16 protein-coding genes are annotated in these 15843 nt (G+C 64.7%); 13 read left to right on the plus strand and 3 right to left on the minus strand.

Features of this window, described 5'->3' with window-relative positions:
- Positions 1-42 precede the first annotated feature (42 nt).
- From pyrR to NY023_RS25405, 10 genes are all read left to right on the plus strand, one after another.
- The gene (gene pyrR, locus NY023_RS25360; RefSeq protein WP_003257772.1) at positions 43-561 is read left to right on the plus strand and encodes a bifunctional pyr operon transcriptional regulator/uracil phosphoribosyltransferase PyrR; all 519 of its coding nucleotides are present in this window, start codon (positions 43-45) and stop codon (positions 559-561) included.
- Positions 562-573: 12 nt separating this feature from the next.
- The gene (locus NY023_RS25365) at positions 574-1578 is read left to right on the plus strand and encodes an aspartate carbamoyltransferase catalytic subunit (RefSeq protein WP_013974531.1); all 1005 of its coding nucleotides are present in this window, start codon (positions 574-576) and stop codon (positions 1576-1578) included.
- Positions 1575-2846 carry a dihydroorotase gene (locus NY023_RS25370; protein WP_013974532.1) on the plus strand — a complete coding sequence of 424 codons (1272 nt, stop codon included), beginning with the start codon at positions 1575-1577 and terminating at the stop codon, positions 2844-2846. Before NY023_RS25365 ends, NY023_RS25370 begins: the two co-directional genes overlap by 4 nt.
- 212 nt (positions 2847-3058) lie before the next feature.
- Positions 3059-3589: an ATP-dependent protease subunit HslV gene (gene hslV / locus NY023_RS25375; RefSeq protein ID WP_003249309.1), complete on the plus strand. Its 531-nt coding sequence runs from the start codon at positions 3059-3061 to the stop codon at positions 3587-3589.
- 76 nt (positions 3590-3665) lie between these two features.
- The gene (gene hslU / locus NY023_RS25380) at positions 3666-5009 is read left to right on the plus strand and encodes an ATP-dependent protease ATPase subunit HslU (protein WP_015272084.1); all 1344 of its coding nucleotides are present in this window, start codon (positions 3666-3668) and stop codon (positions 5007-5009) included.
- Positions 5010-5205: 196 nt separating this feature from the next.
- Entirely contained in the window at positions 5206-5583 is a 378-nt protein-coding gene (locus tag NY023_RS25385; protein WP_003249306.1) for a gamma-butyrobetaine hydroxylase-like domain-containing protein, read from the plus strand.
- 269 nt (positions 5584-5852) lie between these two features.
- The gene (gene phaC, locus NY023_RS25390) at positions 5853-7532 is read left to right on the plus strand and encodes a class II poly(R)-hydroxyalkanoic acid synthase (RefSeq protein ID WP_013974534.1); all 1680 of its coding nucleotides are present in this window, start codon (positions 5853-5855) and stop codon (positions 7530-7532) included.
- A gap of 62 nt (positions 7533-7594) precedes the next feature.
- Positions 7595-8446, plus strand: a complete 852-nt coding sequence (gene phaZ, locus NY023_RS25395; protein WP_013974535.1) for a poly(3-hydroxyalkanoate) depolymerase — start codon at positions 7595-7597, stop codon at positions 8444-8446.
- Between the two features lie 168 nt (positions 8447-8614).
- Entirely contained in the window at positions 8615-10297 is a 1683-nt protein-coding gene (gene phaC / locus NY023_RS25400) for a class II poly(R)-hydroxyalkanoic acid synthase (protein ID WP_024087840.1), read from the plus strand.
- 13 nt (positions 10298-10310) lie between these two features.
- Positions 10311-10925 carry a TetR/AcrR family transcriptional regulator gene (locus tag NY023_RS25405; RefSeq protein ID WP_013974537.1) on the plus strand — a complete coding sequence of 205 codons (615 nt, stop codon included), beginning with the start codon at positions 10311-10313 and terminating at the stop codon, positions 10923-10925.
- Positions 10926-11055: 130 nt separating this feature from the next.
- Here the strand turns inward: NY023_RS25405 and NY023_RS25410 are convergent, their stop codons facing one another.
- The 3 genes from NY023_RS25410 to NY023_RS25420 form a co-directional block, all read right to left on the minus strand.
- Positions 11056-11829, minus strand: coding sequence for a phasin family protein (locus NY023_RS25410; RefSeq protein ID WP_013974538.1), 774 nt, complete (start codon positions 11827-11829; stop codon positions 11056-11058).
- Positions 11830-11839: 10 nt separating this feature from the next.
- Positions 11840-12259 (minus strand): phasin family protein, encoded by a 420-nt coding sequence (locus NY023_RS25415; RefSeq protein ID WP_023663112.1) that lies wholly within the window; start codon positions 12257-12259, stop codon positions 11840-11842.
- Positions 12260-12382: 123 nt separating this feature from the next.
- Positions 12383-12658, minus strand: coding sequence for a polyhydroxyalkanoic acid system family protein (locus NY023_RS25420; RefSeq protein WP_013974540.1), 276 nt, complete (start codon positions 12656-12658; stop codon positions 12383-12385).
- Positions 12659-12782: 124 nt separating this feature from the next.
- Here NY023_RS25420 and ubiE point away from each other — a divergent pair, with 124 nt between their 5' ends.
- The 3 genes from ubiE to ubiB are packed head-to-tail and all read left to right on the plus strand — an operon-like array spanning position 12783 to position 15792.
- A complete protein-coding gene (ubiE, locus tag NY023_RS25425) occupies positions 12783-13553 on the plus strand; it encodes a bifunctional demethylmenaquinone methyltransferase/2-methoxy-6-polyprenyl-1,4-benzoquinol methylase UbiE (protein WP_013974541.1) in 771 nt (256 codons plus the stop codon).
- Positions 13553-14176, plus strand: a complete 624-nt coding sequence (locus tag NY023_RS25430) for an SCP2 domain-containing protein (protein ID WP_013974542.1) — start codon at positions 13553-13555, stop codon at positions 14174-14176. The genes ubiE and NY023_RS25430 overlap by 1 nt, the downstream gene beginning before the upstream one ends.
- Positions 14173-15792, plus strand: coding sequence for a ubiquinone biosynthesis regulatory protein kinase UbiB (gene ubiB / locus NY023_RS25435; protein WP_013974543.1), 1620 nt, complete (start codon positions 14173-14175; stop codon positions 15790-15792). The genes NY023_RS25430 and ubiB overlap by 4 nt, the downstream gene beginning before the upstream one ends.
- Positions 15793-15843: the final 51 nt, after the last annotated feature.

Here is a 15843-nt window from a genome sequence, read left to right on the forward strand (position 1 = left end):
TGCCGCCGGCCCCGCCCGGCGCACCCTTCCGAGGAGCCCGCAATGAGCCTACCCAATCCCGCCGACCTGATTCGGCAGATGGCTGTCGACCTTCGTGCCCACCTGGCGCGCCGGGCAATTAACGAACCGCGCTACATCGGCATCCGCACCGGCGGCGTCTGGGTTGCCCAGGCCCTGCAGGAAGCCATGGGCGACACCAGCCCCATGGGCACTCTGGACGTGTCGTTCTATCGCGACGACTTCAGCCAGAACGGCCTGCACCCGCAAGTGCGCCCGTCCGAACTGCCGTTCGAGGTCGAGGGCCAGCACCTGGTGCTGGTGGATGACGTGCTGATGAGCGGCCGCACGGTACGCGCCGCGCTCAACGAACTGTTCGATTATGGCCGCCCGGCCAGCGTCACCCTGGTCTGCTTGCTGGACCTGGATGCCGGCGAACTGCCAATCCGCCCGAATGTACTCGGCGCCACCCTGTCGCTGCCCCCCCATGAACGGGTAAAATTGACCGGACCCGCACCGCTCGCCCTCGAGCGCCAGGACCTCGCCTCCGCTTCCGCCCTTTAAGAGTCCCCCGCGATGACGCCAATCGACGCCAAGCGCCCGCTGCAGCTCAATGATCAGGGCCAGCTGCGCCACTTCCTCTCGCTCGACGGTTTGCCCCGCGAACTGCTCACCGAGATCCTCGACACCGCCGACTCCTTCCTGGAAGTCGGTGCCCGGGCCGTGAAGAAGGTCCCGTTGCTGCGCGGCAAGACTGTGTGCAACGTGTTCTTCGAGAACTCCACCCGTACCCGTACCACGTTCGAACTGGCGGCCCAACGCCTGTCGGCCGACGTGATCAGCCTGAACGTGTCGACCTCCTCGACCAGCAAGGGCGAAACCCTGTTCGATACCCTGCGCAACCTCGAAGCCATGGCCGCCGACATGTTCGTGGTGCGCCACTCCGACTCCGGGGCTGCGCACTTCATCGCCGAGCATGTGTGCCCGGAAGTTGCCGTGATCAACGGCGGTGACGGCCGCCACGCGCACCCGACCCAGGGCATGCTCGACATGCTCACCATCCGCCGCCACAAGGGCAGCTTCGAGAACCTGTCGGTGGCCATCGTCGGCGACATCCTGCACTCGCGCGTAGCCCGCTCCGACATGCTGGCGCTCAAAGCGCTGGGCTGCCCGGACATCCGCGTGATCGGCCCGAAAACCCTGATCCCGATCGGTATCGAGCAGTACGGCGTGAAGGTCTACACGGACCTCGCCGAAGGCCTGAAGGACGTCGACGTGGTGATCATGCTGCGCCTGCAGCGTGAGCGCATGGCCGGCGGCCTGCTGCCCAGCGAAGGCGAGTTCTACCGCCTGTTCGGCCTGACCACCGCGCGCCTGGCCGGCGCCAAGCCCGACGCCATCGTCATGCACCCGGGCCCGATCAACCGTGGCGTGGAAATCGAGTCGGCGGTGGCCGACGGCAAGCACTCGGTGATCCTCAACCAGGTCACCTACGGCATCGCCGTGCGCATGGCCGTGCTGTCCATGGCCATGAGCGGGCAGAACGTGCAACGTCAATTCGACCAGGAGAACGCCCAGTGACCATCAGTATTCTCGGCGCCCGGGTCATCGACCCGAACAGCGGCCTGGACCAGGTCACCGACCTGCACTTGGACGGCGGCCGCATTGCCGCCATCGGTGCAGCCCCGGCCGGCTTCAGCGCCAGCCGCACGATCCAGGCTGATGGCCTGGTCGCCGCACCCGGCCTGGTCGACCTCGGCGTGTCCCTGCGCGAGCCGGGCTACAGCCGCAAAGGCAACATCGCCAGTGAAACCCGCGCCGCCGTCGCCGGCGGTGTCACCAGCCTGTGCTGCCCGCCGCAGACCAAGCCGGTGCTGGACACCTCGGCCGTGGCCGAGCTTATCCTTGACCGCGCCCGCGAGGCCGCCAACAGCAAGGTCTACCCGATCGGCGCCCTGACCAAGGGCCTGGAAGGCGAGCAACTGGCCGAGCTGGTGGCACTGCGCGACACCGGCTGCGTGGCCTTCGGCAATGGCCTGAAGGAAATCCCCAACAACCGTACCCTGGCCCGCGCCCTGGAATACGCCGCCACCTTCGACCTGACCGTGGTGTTCCATTCCCAGGACCGCGACCTGGCCCAAGGCGGCCTGGCTCACGAAGGTGCCATGGCCAGCTTCCTCGGCCTGCCGGGCATTCCGGAAACCGCCGAGACCGTGGCCCTGGCGCGCAATCTGCTGCTGGTGGAACAGACCGGCGTGCGTGCTCACTTCACCCAGATCACCAGCGCCCGTGGCGCGCGGCTGATCGAGCAGGCCCAGCAGCTTGGCCTGCCGGTGACCGCCGATGTGGCGCTGTACCAACTGATCCTTACCGACGAGTCGCTGCGTGAGTTCTCCAGCCTGTACCACGTGCAGCCACCGCTGCGCACCGCCGCCGACCGTGACGGCCTGCGTGCGGCGGTGAAGTCGGGCGTGATCCAGGCGATCTCCAGCCATCACCAGCCACACGAGCGCGACGCCAAGCTGGCCCCGTTCGGCGCCACCGAGCCGGGCATCAGCAGTGTCGAACTACTGTTGCCGCTGGCCATGACCCTGGTGCAGGACGGCCTGCTCGACCTGCCAACCTTGCTAGCCCGCCTGAGCAGCGGCCCGGCGGTGGCCCTGCGCCTGCCGGCCGGCGAGCTGAAAGTGGGAGGCGCGGCCGACCTGGTGCTGTTCGACCCGCAAGCCTCGACCGTGGCCGGCGAGCAGTGGTTCTCCCGCGGTGAGAACTGCCCGTTCATCGGCCACTGCCTGCCGGGTGCGGTGCGTTATACCTTGGTCGATGGGCATGTCTGCCACGAGGCCTGAGTGAAGCTCTTCGCGGGCACGCCCGCTCCCACAGGATCACCACTATTCCAAGGCATGTGGTAATCCTGTGGGAGCGGGCGTGCCCGCGAATGCCCTTGCAGGGTTCCCCCTGTCATGCGCGACCATTCATCCCCCACGGTTGAAATCCTTCCCCCCACCCCCATATGAGTCTGCATCAGGCACTTTCGCCCCGCTGCGTGGAGACTCTCCCCTTGACCACCATCGTTTCTGTCCGCCGTAACGGCAAAGTCGTCATGGGCGGCGACGGCCAGGTATCCCTCGGCAACACCGTGATGAAAGGCAACGCCAAGAAGGTGCGCCGCCTGTACCACGGCCAGGTCATCGCGGGCTTCGCCGGCGCCACCGCCGATGCGTTCACCCTTTTCGAGCGCTTTGAAGGCCAACTTGAAAAACATCAGGGCCACCTGGTCCGCGCCGCCGTCGAGCTGGCCAAGGAATGGCGTACCGACCGCTCCCTGAGCCGCCTGGAAGCCATGCTGGCCGTGGCCAACAAGGACGCCTCCCTGATCATCACCGGCAACGGCGATGTGGTCGAACCCGAAGACGGTCTGATCGCCATGGGTTCCGGCGGCGCCTACGCCCAGGCCGCAGCACGCGCCCTGCTGAACAAGACCGACCTCTCGGCCCGTGAAATCGCCGAGACCGCCCTGAACATCGCCGGCGACATCTGCGTGTTCACCAACCACAACCTGACCATCGAGGAGCAGGACCTGGCCGACTGATCAGCTGTTCTGGCGCTCCATCCCGGTGATGGGGCTTTTCCACGCTGAATCATTCTGCCCGAGGACCCTATTGATCATGTCCATGACCCCCCGCGAGATCGTCCACGAACTCAACCGCCACATCATCGGCCAGGACGACGCCAAGCGCGCCGTGGCAATCGCCCTGCGCAACCGCTGGCGGCGCATGCAGCTCCCCGCCGAGCTGCGCGCCGAAGTGACCCCGAAGAACATCCTGATGATCGGCCCAACCGGCGTCGGCAAGACCGAAATCGCCCGCCGCCTGGCCAAGCTGGCCAACGCGCCGTTCCTCAAGGTCGAAGCCACCAAGTTCACCGAAGTGGGCTACGTGGGCCGCGACGTCGAGTCGATCATCCGCGACCTGGCCGATGCCGCGCTGAAGATGCTGCGTGAGCAAGAGATCATCCGCGTGCGCCACCGCGCCGAAGACGCCGCCGAAGACCGCATCCTCGATGCCCTGCTGCCGCAGGCGCGGGTCAGCAGCTTCGCCGAAGAAGCCGCGCAGACCAGCACCGATTCCAACACCCGCCAGCTGTTCCGCAAGCGCCTGCGCGAAGGCCAGCTGGACGACAAGGAAATCGAGATCGAAGTGGCCGATGCCGTGGGCGTCGAAATTGCCGCGCCGCCCGGCATGGAAGAAATGACCAACCAGCTGCAGAGCCTGTTCGCCAACATGGGCAAAGGCAAGCGCAAGGCGCGCAAGCTGAAGGTCAAAGAGGCGCTGAAGATGGTTCGCGATGAAGAAGCGAGCCGCCTGGTCAACGAGGAAGAACTCAAGGCCAAGGCCCTGGAAGCTGTCGAGCAGCACGGCATCGTGTTCATCGACGAAATCGACAAGGTTGCCAAGCGCGGCAACGTTGGCGGCGCCGACGTGTCCCGTGAAGGCGTGCAGCGCGACCTGCTGCCGCTGATTGAAGGCTGCACCGTCAACACCAAGCTGGGCATGGTCAAGACCGACCACATCCTGTTCATTGCCTCGGGTGCGTTCCACCTGAGCAAGCCGAGCGACCTGGTGCCCGAACTGCAAGGCCGCCTGCCGATCCGTGTGGAGCTCAAGGCCCTGACCCCTGAAGACTTCGAGCGCATCCTGCAGGAGCCGCACGCGTCGCTGACCGAACAGTACCAGGCCCTGCTCAAGACCGAAGGCCTGAATATCGAGTTCCTCGCCGACGGTATCAAGCGCCTGGCCGAGATTGCCTACCAGGTGAACGAGAAGACCGAGAACATCGGTGCCCGCCGCCTGCACACCCTGCTCGAGCGTTTGCTCGAAGAGGTGTCGTTCAGCGCTGGCGACCTGGCCAGCACCCATGACGAAGCGCCGATCCAGATCGACGCGGCGTACGTGAACAGCCACCTGGGTGAGCTGGCGCAGAACGAAGACCTGTCGCGTTACATCCTGTAAGACCGCAGGGGGCCGCCTTGCGGCCCATCGCGACGCAAGGCCGCTCCCACAGGTAGGGCGTTGCCCTCCAATGCAGCGCTGAACTTGTGGGAGCGGCCTTGTGTCGCGAAAGGGCTGCGCAGCAGCCCCAATGTCCCTTGAATCCCTCCTCCATAAGCTGGAAGCTTGCACCATCAGCTCCCGAGAGATTCCAGCCATGGCCCGCCTGCCCACCGCCATCAACCTGCACAAAGCCTCGAAAACCCTCAGCCTCACCTACGCCCCCGGCGAGGTCTACCACCTGCCCGCCGAATTCCTGCGCGTGCACTCCCCCTCCGCCGAGGTCCAGGGCCACGGCAACCCCATCCTGCAGTTCGGCAAGATCAACGTCGGCCTCAGCGGGCTGGAACCTGCCGGGCAATACGCACTGAAACTGACCTTCGACGACGGCCATGACAGCGGCCTGTTCACCTGGGAATACCTCGAGCAGCTGTGCCTGCGCCAGGAACAGCTGTGGGCCGAGTACCTCGACGAACTGCACAAGGCCGGGAAATCCCGCGACCCCGCCGAGTCGGTGGTCAAACTCATGCTCTAGCGCAAGGCCTTCAGGATTTAGAGCGCATTTTCTAAATTCATTTGTTTGAATACCTTACAGACAGCCCAGTGACGGGCTGTCTTGCGCATTACATGAAAGTCGGGTAACCAATGGGGGGTGGCAAGTTCCCTGCATCAAACTGCAGATAGCCAGAACCCTCGCAGCACCGCTGTTCCTTATCACTGGTCACCCGAGTAGCAGTACCGGGCTCAGAACTGTGCACCCGCCACAGAAACCGGTACTCGTCTCAGGACAACGGAGCGTCGTAGATGAGTAACAAGAACAACGATGAGCTGCAGCGGCAGGCCTCGGAAAACACCCTGGGGCTGAACCCGGTCATCGGTATCCGTCGCAAGGACCTGTTGAGCTCGGCACGCACCGTGCTGCGCCAGGCCGTGCGCCAACCGCTGCACAGCGCCAAGCATGTGGCCCACTTTGGCCTGGAGCTGAAGAACGTGCTGCTGGGCAAATCCAGCCTTGCCCCGGAAAGCGACGACCGTCGCTTCAATGACCCGGCATGGAGCAACAACCCACTTTACCGCCGCTACCTGCAAACCTATCTGGCCTGGCGCAAGGAACTGCAGGACTGGATCGGCAGCAGTGACCTTTCGCCCCAGGACATCAGCCGTGGCCAGTTCGTCATCAACCTGATGACCGAAGCCATGGCGCCGACCAACACCCTGTCCAACCCGGCAGCGGTCAAACGCTTTTTCGAAACAGGCGGCAAGAGCCTGCTCGATGGCCTGTCCAACCTGGCCAAGGACCTGGTCAACAACGGCGGCATGCCCAGCCAGGTGAACATGGACGCCTTCGAGGTGGGCAAGAACCTGGGCACCAGTGAAGGCGCCGTGGTGTACCGCAACGATGTGCTGGAGCTGATCCAGTACAGCCCCATCACCGAGCAGGTGCATGCCCGCCCGCTACTGGTGGTGCCGCCGCAAATCAACAAGTTCTACGTATTCGACCTGAGCCCGGAAAAGAGCCTGGCGCGCTACTGCCTGCGCTCACAGCAGCAGACCTTCATCATCAGCTGGCGCAACCCGACCAAAGCCCAGCGCGAATGGGGCCTGTCCACCTATATCGATGCGCTCAAGGAGGCGGTCGACGCGGTGCTGGCGATTACCGGCAGCAAGGACCTGAACATGCTCGGTGCCTGCTCCGGCGGCATCACCTGCACGGCATTGGTCGGCCACTATGCCGCGCTAGGCGAGAACAAGGTCAATGCCCTGACCCTGCTGGTCAGCGTGCTGGACACCACCATGGACAACCAGGTCGCCCTGTTCGTCGACGAGCAGACCCTGGAGGCCGCCAAGCGCCACTCCTACCAGGCCGGCGTGCTCGAAGGCAGCGAGATGGCCAAGGTGTTCGCCTGGATGCGCCCCAACGACCTGATCTGGAACTACTGGGTCAACAACTACCTGCTCGGCAACGAGCCGCCGGTGTTCGACATCCTGTTCTGGAACAACGACACCACGCGCCTGCCGGCCGCCTTCCACGGCGACCTGATCGAAATGTTCAAGAGCAACCCGCTGACGCGCCCGGACGCCCTGGAGGTTTGCGGCACCCCGATCGACCTGAAACAGGTCAAATGCGACATCTACAGCCTTGCCGGCACCAACGACCACATCACCCCGTGGCAGTCGTGCTACCGCTCGGCGCACCTGTTCGGCGGCAAGATCGAGTTCGTGCTGTCCAACAGCGGCCATATCCAGAGCATCCTCAACCCGCCAGGCAACCCCAAGGCGCGCTTCATGACCGGTGCCGATCGCCCGGGTGACCCGGTGGCCTGGCAAGAAAACGCTACCAAGCATGCGAACTCCTGGTGGCTGCACTGGCAAAGCTGGCTGGGCGAACGTGCCGGCGAGCTGAAAAAGGCACCGACCCGCCTGGGCAACCGTGCCTATGCCGCTGGCGAGGCATCCCCGGGCACCTACGTTCACGAGCGTTGAGCTGCAGCGCCGTGGCCCCTGCGGGGCGCCACGGTGTTCATTTCACCCCATGAGTCACGCGCATGCCGCAACCCTATATCTTCAGGACCGTCGAGCTGGACAACCAGTCCATCCGCACCGCCGTCCGCCCGGGCAAGTCGCATCTGACGCCGCTGCTGATCTTCAACGGCATCGGCGCCAACCTGGAGCTGGTGTTTCCGTTCATCGAGGCGCTGGACCCGGACCTGGAAGTCATCGCCTTTGACGTGCCCGGGGTCGGCGGCTCGTCCACGCCGCGCCACCCTTACCGCTTCCCCGGGTTGGCCAAGCTGACGGCACGCATGCTCGACTACCTCGACTACGGCCAGGTCAATGCCATCGGCGTGTCGTGGGGCGGCGCCCTGGCCCAGCAGTTCGCCCACGACTACCCCGAGCGCTGCAAGAAGCTGGTGCTGGCCGCCACTGCCGCCGGTGCGGTGATGGTGCCGGGCAAGCCCAAGGTGCTGTGGATGATGGCCAGCCCGCGGCGCTACGTGCAGCCGTCGCATGTCATCCGCATTGCGCCGACGATCTATGGCGGCGGCTTCCGGCGTGACCCGGACCTGGCCATGCAGCACGCCGCCAAGGTGCGATCCGGCGGCAAGATGGGCTATTACTGGCAGCTGTTCGCCGGGCTTGGCTGGACCAGCATCCATTGGCTGCACAAGATCCAGCAGCCGACCCTGGTGCTGGCAGGCGACGACGACCCGTTGATCCCGCTGATCAACATGCGCCTGCTGGCCTGGCGAATTCCCAATGCCCAGCTACACATTATCGACGACGGCCATCTGTTCCTGATCACCCGGGCCGAGGCCGTCGCCCCGATCATCATGAAGTTCCTTCAGCAAGAGCGTCAGCGCGCTGTCATGCACCCTCGCCCGGTTTCGGGTGTGTGAAGGCGATTTGGGACCCTGTGGGAGCGGGTTCACCCGCGAAGAATCCAACTCGGTGTATGGCACCGGCTTCGCCGGTGTTCGCGGGTGAACCCGCTCCCACAGAGACCCTGCTAAATCAGTGAATATGTTTAGTCATGAGGCACCAGGTCAGGACGAGGGAGTGTTGCCATGAAAGACAAAACGGCCAAAGGAACGACAACGCTTCCCGCCACCAGCATGAACGTGCAGAACGCCATCCTCGGACTGCGCGGCCGTGACCTGATTTCCACGCTGCGCAATGTCAGCCGCCAAAGCCTGCGTCATCCGCTGCACACCGCGCATCACCTGTTGGCCCTGGGTGGTCAGCTGGGCAGGGTGATGCTGGGTGACACACCGTTTCAGCCGAACCCGCGGGATCCGCGCTTCAGCGACCCGACATGGAGCCAGAACCCGTTCTACCGGCGCGGCCTGCAAGCCTACCTGGCCTGGCAGAAGCAGACCCGCCTGTGGATCGAGGAAAGCCACCTGGACGATGATGACCGGGCCCGTGCGCACTTCCTGTTCAACCTGATCAACGATGCACTGGCGCCGAGCAACTCGCTGCTCAACCCGCTGGCGGTCAAGGAACTGTTCAACAGCGGTGGCCAGAGCCTGGTGCGCGGCGTGGCCCACCTGCTCGATGACCTGCGCCACAACGATGGCCTGCCACGCCAGGTCGACGAGCGCGCCTTCGAAGTGGGCGGCAATCTGGCTGCAACCGCCGGCGCCGTGGTGTTTCGCAACGAGCTGCTGGAGCTGATCCAGTACAAGCCGATGAGCGAAAAGCAGCACGCCCGGCCACTGCTGGTAGTGCCGCCACAGATCAACAAGTTCTACATCTTCGACCTCAGCTCGACCAACAGCTTTGTCCAGTACATGCTCAAGAGCGGCCTGCAGGTGTTCATGGTGAGCTGGCGCAACCCCGACCCGCGCCACCGCGAATGGGGCCTGTCGAGCTACGTGCAGGCCCTGGAAGAAGCGCTCAACGCTTGCCGCAGCATCAGCGGCAACCGCGACCCCAACCTGATGGGCGCCTGCGCCGGCGGCCTGACCATGGCCGCGCTGCAGGGCCACCTGCAGGCCAAGCACCAGCTGCGCCGGGTGCGCAGCGCCACCTACCTGGTCAGCCTGCTGGACAGCAAGTTCGAAAGCCCCGCCAGCCTGTTCGCCGACGAGCAGACCATCGAGGCCGCCAAGCGCCGCTCCTATCAGCGCGGCGTGCTGGATGGCGCCGAGGTGGCGCGGATCTTCGCCTGGATGCGGCCCAACGACCTGATCTGGAACTACTGGGTCAACAACTACCTGCTCGGCAAGACACCACCAGCCTTCGACATCCTGTACTGGAACGCCGACAGCACGCGCCTGCCCGCCGCGCTGCATGGCGACCTGCTGGACTTCTTCAAGCTCAACCCGCTGACCCACCCCGCCGGCCTGGAGGTATGCGGCACCCCCATCGACCTGCAGAAGGTCGATCTGGACAGTTTCACCGTGGCCGGCAGCAACGACCACATCACCCCGTGGGATGCGGTGTACCGCTCGGCCTTGCTGCTGGGCGGCGACCGTCGCTTCGTGCTGGCCAACAGCGGGCACATCCAGAGCATCATCAACCCGCCCGGCAACCCCAAGGCCTATTACCTGGCCAACCCCAAGCTGTCCAGCGACCCGCGTGCCTGGTTCCACGATGCCAAGCGCAGCGAAGGCAGCTGGTGGCCGTTGTGGCTGGAGTGGATCACCCCGCGCTCCGGCCCGCTCAAGGCACCGCGCAGCGAACTGGGCAATGCCACCTACCCACCGCTGGGCCCTGCGCCGGGCACCTACGTGCTGACCCGATGAGCATGCCGACTGGATGAAGACTCGCGACCGTATCCTCGAATGTGCCCTGCAGCTGTTCAACCAGCAGGGCGAACCGAACGTATCCACCCTGGAAATTGCCAACGAACTGGGCATCAGCCCCGGCAACCTCTACTACCACTTCCACGGCAAGGAGCCGTTGGTGCTGGGGCTGTTCGAGCGCTTTGAAGAAGCGCTGATGCCTTTACTCGACCCGCCGCTGGAGGTACGCCTGGATGCCGAGGATTACTGGCTGTTCCTGCACCTGATCGTCGAACGCATGGCGCAGTACCGCTTCCTGTTCCAGGACCTGTCGAACCTGACCGGGCGCCTGCCCAAACTGGCCCGCGGCATGCGCAGCCTGATCAACGCGCTCAAGCGCACGCTGGCGGCGTTGCTGGCCAGCCTCAAGGGCCAAGGGTTGGTAGAGAGCGAGACCCAGGCGCTGGGGCAACTGGTGGAGCAGATCACCCTGACACTGATGTTCTCGCTGGATTACCAGCGGGTACTGGGGCGCGAGGGGGATGTGGGGATTGTGGTGTACCAGGTGATGATGCTGGTGGCGCCGCATCTGCAGGCCAAGGCGCGGGGGGCGGCGGAGCAGTTGGCGGTGAGGTATCTGGAGGGGTAAGCCTGACAGGAATGTATTGCAGCGGCCGACGCATTCGCGGGTGAACCCGCTCCCACAGGTACGGTGCAGAGCTTACAAGCGGCGCAGCACCTGTGGGAGCGGGTTTACCCGCGAAGAAGGCGACGCGGTATCAGATCAGGGTACCGTTGCCTGTCGGTGCCGAAGGCGGGTTGCTGGCCGGAGCCGCGGTTGGTGCAGGAGCTGCGCTAGCGGCCGGAGCGGCGCTCGCCGCTGGAGCTGCCGGCTTGGCGGCTGCTGGCTTGGCCGGTGCTTTCTTCACTGCCGGCTTCTTCGCCACAGCCGGCTTGGCCGCTGCCGGTTTCGCTGCAGGCTTGGCCGCCGCGGTCTTGGCAGCAGGTTTCGCCGCAGCAGTCTTGGCCGCCGGCTTGGCCGCCGCGGTTTTCGCCGCAGGCTTGGCCGCTGCCGTCTTGGCCAGTGGCTTGGCCGCCGCCTTGCTCGCAGCCGGTTTGGCCGCAGCGCGCGACGAAATCGGCGTAACCGAAGCGCCGGTGAGTTTCTCGATCTGCTTGGTCAGGCTGTCCACCTGCTGGTGCAGGGCCTTGATCTCGTTGCGGCTCGGCACGCCAAGGCGCGAGATGGCGCTGTTCAGGCGCTTGTCGAAGGCCTCTTCGAGTTCGCTCCACTTGCCCAGCGCACGGTCCTTCACGCCCGACACACGCGAAGTGGTCGACGACTTGGCAGTTTCAGCAACACCTTCGGCGGTCTTCTTCGCCTGCTTCTCGGCCTTCTCGCCATCCTTCACCAGCGAGTCGAACAGCTTCGGGCCGTCCTGGTCGATCTTCGAATAGATACCAAGCCCCGCCAGCCAGATCTTGCGGGAGTACTTCTCGATCCCGCCGACCCAGGAGCTGCCTTCTTTCTCGGAATTCTTCTTGCCAGCCATCCTGCTCTCCTTATGGTTTGTGCGCGACGCGCTCGAGCAGCTCGTGCAGCTGTTCAAGCTTGATGGACAACGCCTCAACGTCATGTTTAGACGGAATGCCAAGGCGATTCAAGGCGCGACCTACCCGCGCGTCGAAAGCTTTTTCGATCTTGTCCAGTTGAACTTCGACCTTGCCGCGTACGCGACTGACTTCCTGGGTCGCTTCGTCGATCTGGTTGTTGGCAGCATCGAGCTCCTTGTCGATGCGCTTCTTGCCACGCTTCTCGACGCCTTCGCCGGCCTTGACCAGCTCATTGAAGTAGTCGGAGCCTTCCTGGCCCACACGCGCATAGGCGCCGATGCCTGCCAGCCAGATCTTGCGCGCGTAGCCGCGCACCTCGCCCAGCGTGCCCGGGGCGTCGTCCTTTTTCTTCACAGTCACTTTGGCCATGCTCTGTACCTCATGCTCATGAGTGGAGGAGAAACCGCCCATGGAGGTTGGGCTTGAGCACAAGGTAGAGAGGTAAATTAGAATCTTCACCCTAAGGTGAACGAGCATGGCCCCGGGAAGGGGTCAGGCCAGGGCTTTGTCCAGCGCCCGCTCGATCTCGCCCTTGATGGTGCCGCTCATCATCGACAGCATCATGCCCAGCTTCAATTCGACGCGGATGCGGTCATCGAAGATGTGCACACTGCCGTTGGCACCGCTGCGCGCCACCTCGACCCGGTCACCGTTCCAGGTGGCCTTGAGGTCGTACTCGCGGGTCAGTTTGTCGACCAGCGCTTCAGCCTTGGCACGGGCGGCATCGCGGCCGAGGGAATGTTTGCGTTCGACGCTGATCTGGGTCATGCGGGTGTTCCTGAAGATGAAGACATAATGGGCATTATGCCCGCCCCTGCCCACTGGCACACCCCGCCAAGACAAATCTGCCCGTTCGCCCTAGAATGGCGGTAATTTTTTCCGGTGAAGCGATATGAACGACCAGCGCAAAGGCGACCACGCCGAACCCACCACCCATTTCGGTTACCAGGACGTCCCTGAAAGCCAGAAGGCGAAGAAAGTCGCCGAGGTGTTCCACTCGGTAGCGGCCAAGTACGACCTGATGAACGACGTGCTTTCCGGCGGTATGCACCGCCTGTGGAAGCGCTTCACCATCGAGCTGTCGGGCGTACGCGCCGGCAATCGTGTACTGGACATCGCCGGCGGTACCGGCGACCTGGCCGCCAAGTTCTCGCGGCTGGTCGGCCCGACCGGTCAGGTAGTGCTGGCCGACATCAACGAATCGATGCTCAAGGTCGGCCGTGACCGCCTGCTCGACCGTGGCGTGGCCGGCAACATCGAGTTCGTTCAGGCCGACGCCGAGAAGCTGCCATTCCCGGACAACCACTTCGACTGCGTGACCATCGCCTTCGGCCTGCGCAACGTCACCCACAAGGACGAAGCCATCCGCTCGATGCTGCGCGTGCTCAAGCCAGGCGGTCGCCTGCTGGTGCTGGAGTTCTCCAAGCCGACCAACAAGCTGATGTCCAAGGCCTACGACGCCTACTCGTTCGCCTTCATGCCGCTGGCCGGCAAGCTGATCACCAACGACTCGGAGAGCTACCGTTACCTCGCCGAGTCGATCCGCATGCACCCCGATCAGGAAACCCTGAAGGCCATGATGGTCGAGGCCGGTTTCGACCGGGTCACTTACCACAACATGACCAGCGGCATCGTTGCCGTGCATCGGGGGATCAAGCCCTGATGCTGCTGGCCGGGCTGCTCGCCAGCGCCGAACATGGCCTGAACCGCGTCCTGCGCATGGACAGCACGGCCCTGCCGCGGCTGGCCGCGCTGGAGGGCAAGGTCATCGAGATCGACTGCCGCCAGCCAGCCTTGCAGGTGTTCATCCTGCCCGATGAAGAGGGCCTGATGCTCGCCGCCCACTGGCAAGGCGAGGTCGACTGCAGCCTGCGCGCCCCGGCCGGCAGCCTGGCGCAACTGGCCCTGGCCAGGGACAAGACCGCCGTGCTGCACAGCCCGCAAGTCGAACTGCATGGCGACAGCGCCGTGTTGCTGGACCTGTTCGGTGTGCTGCAGGACCTGGATCTGGACTGGGAACACGAACTGCAACGCTGGCTTGGCCCGGTCGCCACGGCGCTGCTGGCCGGCCACATCCGCCTGCGTGCACGCTGGACCCGCCAGGGCCTGGCGCGCTTCAGCCAGAACCTTTCCGAGTACCTGGCCGAAGAGTCCCGTACCCTGGTCGGCAAGCGCGAAGCCGAAGCCGCCTTCAGTGAGCTCGATACCCTGAAGCTCGATACAGAACGCCTCGAGGCGCGCCTCAAGCGCCTCTCCCGATCCCTTGATACCAGCGATAACGCATGAAGCTGCTCGCCGTCCGCCGTCTTTTTCGCATCCAGCGTGTGGTGATCCGCTACCGTCTCGATGACCTGCTGTTCGACCTGCCGCTGCCCTGGTGGCTGATGAGCCTGCGCCTGCTGATGCCGTGGCGCTGGCTGCCGCGCAAGCCGTCCGAGCTCAACCGAGGCGCGCGCCTGCGCCTGGCCCTGCAGGACCTGGGGCCGATCTTCATCAAGTTCGGCCAGTTGTTGTCCACCCGCCGTGATCTGCTGCCCAACGACATAGCCGATGAACTGATGCTGCTGCAGGACCGCGTGCCGCCGTTCGACCCCAAGCAGGCCGTGGCACTGATCGAGGCACAGCTGGGCGCCCCGGTAACGCAACTGTTCAGCCGCTTCGACGTCGAACCACTGGCCTCGGCCTCGGTGGCCCAGGTGCATGCTGCGCGCCTGAAAAGTGGCGAAGAAGTAGTGGTCAAGGTGGTTCGCCCGGGCCTGAAGCCGGTGATCGCCCAGGACCTGGCCTGGCTGTTCCTGATCGCCAAGGCCGCCGAGCGCGCTTCGGCCGACGCCCGCCGCCTGCACCCGGTGGAAATCGTCGGCGACTACGAAAAAACCATCTACGACGAGCTCGACCTGCTGCGCGAAGCGGCCAACGCCAGCCAGTTGCGGCGCAATTTCGAAGGCTCCGAGCTGATGTACGTGCCCCAGGTGTACTGGGACCTGTGCCGCCCCAAGGTGCTGGTGATGGAGCGCATCTACGGCGTGCCGGTGACCGACATGGCCACCTTGGCCGATCAGCGCACCGACATGAAGCTGCTGGCCGAACGAGGCGTGGAGGTGTTCTTCACCCAGGTGTTCCGCGACAGCTTCTTCCATGCCGACATGCACCCGGGCAACATTTTCGTCAGCACGGTCAAACCATGGAGCCCGCAGTACATCGCCATCGACTGCGGCATCGTCGGCAGCCTGACCGCCGAGGACCAGGACTACCTGGCGCGCAACCTGATCGCTTTCTTCAAGCGTGACTACCGCCGCGTCGCCCAGTTGCACATCGACTCGGGCTGGGTGCCGGCGCACACCAAGGTCAACGAGTTCGAAGCGGCGATCCGCACCGTGTGCGAGCCGATCTTCGAAAAACCGTTAAAGGATATTTCCTTCGGCCAGGTGCTGATGCGCCTGTTCCAGACCGCCCGGCGCTTCAACATGGAAGTGCAGCCGCAGCTGGTGTTGCTGCAGAAGACCCTGCTCAACATCGAAGGCCTGGGCCGCCAGTTGTACCCAGACCTGGACCTGTGGAGCACCGCCAAACCATTCCTCGAGCGCTGGATGCGCGACCGCATGAGCCCCAAGGCCGTGCTCGGCAACATCCACAGCCAGGTCGAGCAACTGCCTCACCTGGCCGACATGGCCCGCGACCTGCTCGAGCGCCTGTCGCAACCGCACCTGCACGATCCGCAACTGCCGGAGCGGCGCCGCCAGGGTGACCGCTGGGCGCTGCGCCTGCTCGGCGCCGGCCTGCTCGGAGGTGGCGCGGTACTGGCCGCTGGCGCCGCCGCAGCCGCCAGCCTGGCCGCCCCTGCCGCCTGGCCGGCCTGGCTGATGCTGGCCGCCGGCCTTTACCTGATCGTGCGCCAATAGCCAGCCGCGCCCATGGCTGGCACACTAGCGCAAAGGGCCCGGCACAGGAGC

The sequence above is a fragment of the Pseudomonas sp. NBB genome (assembly GCF_032701105.1).
Lineage (GTDB): Bacteria > Pseudomonadota > Gammaproteobacteria > Pseudomonadales > Pseudomonadaceae > Aquipseudomonas > Aquipseudomonas asiatica.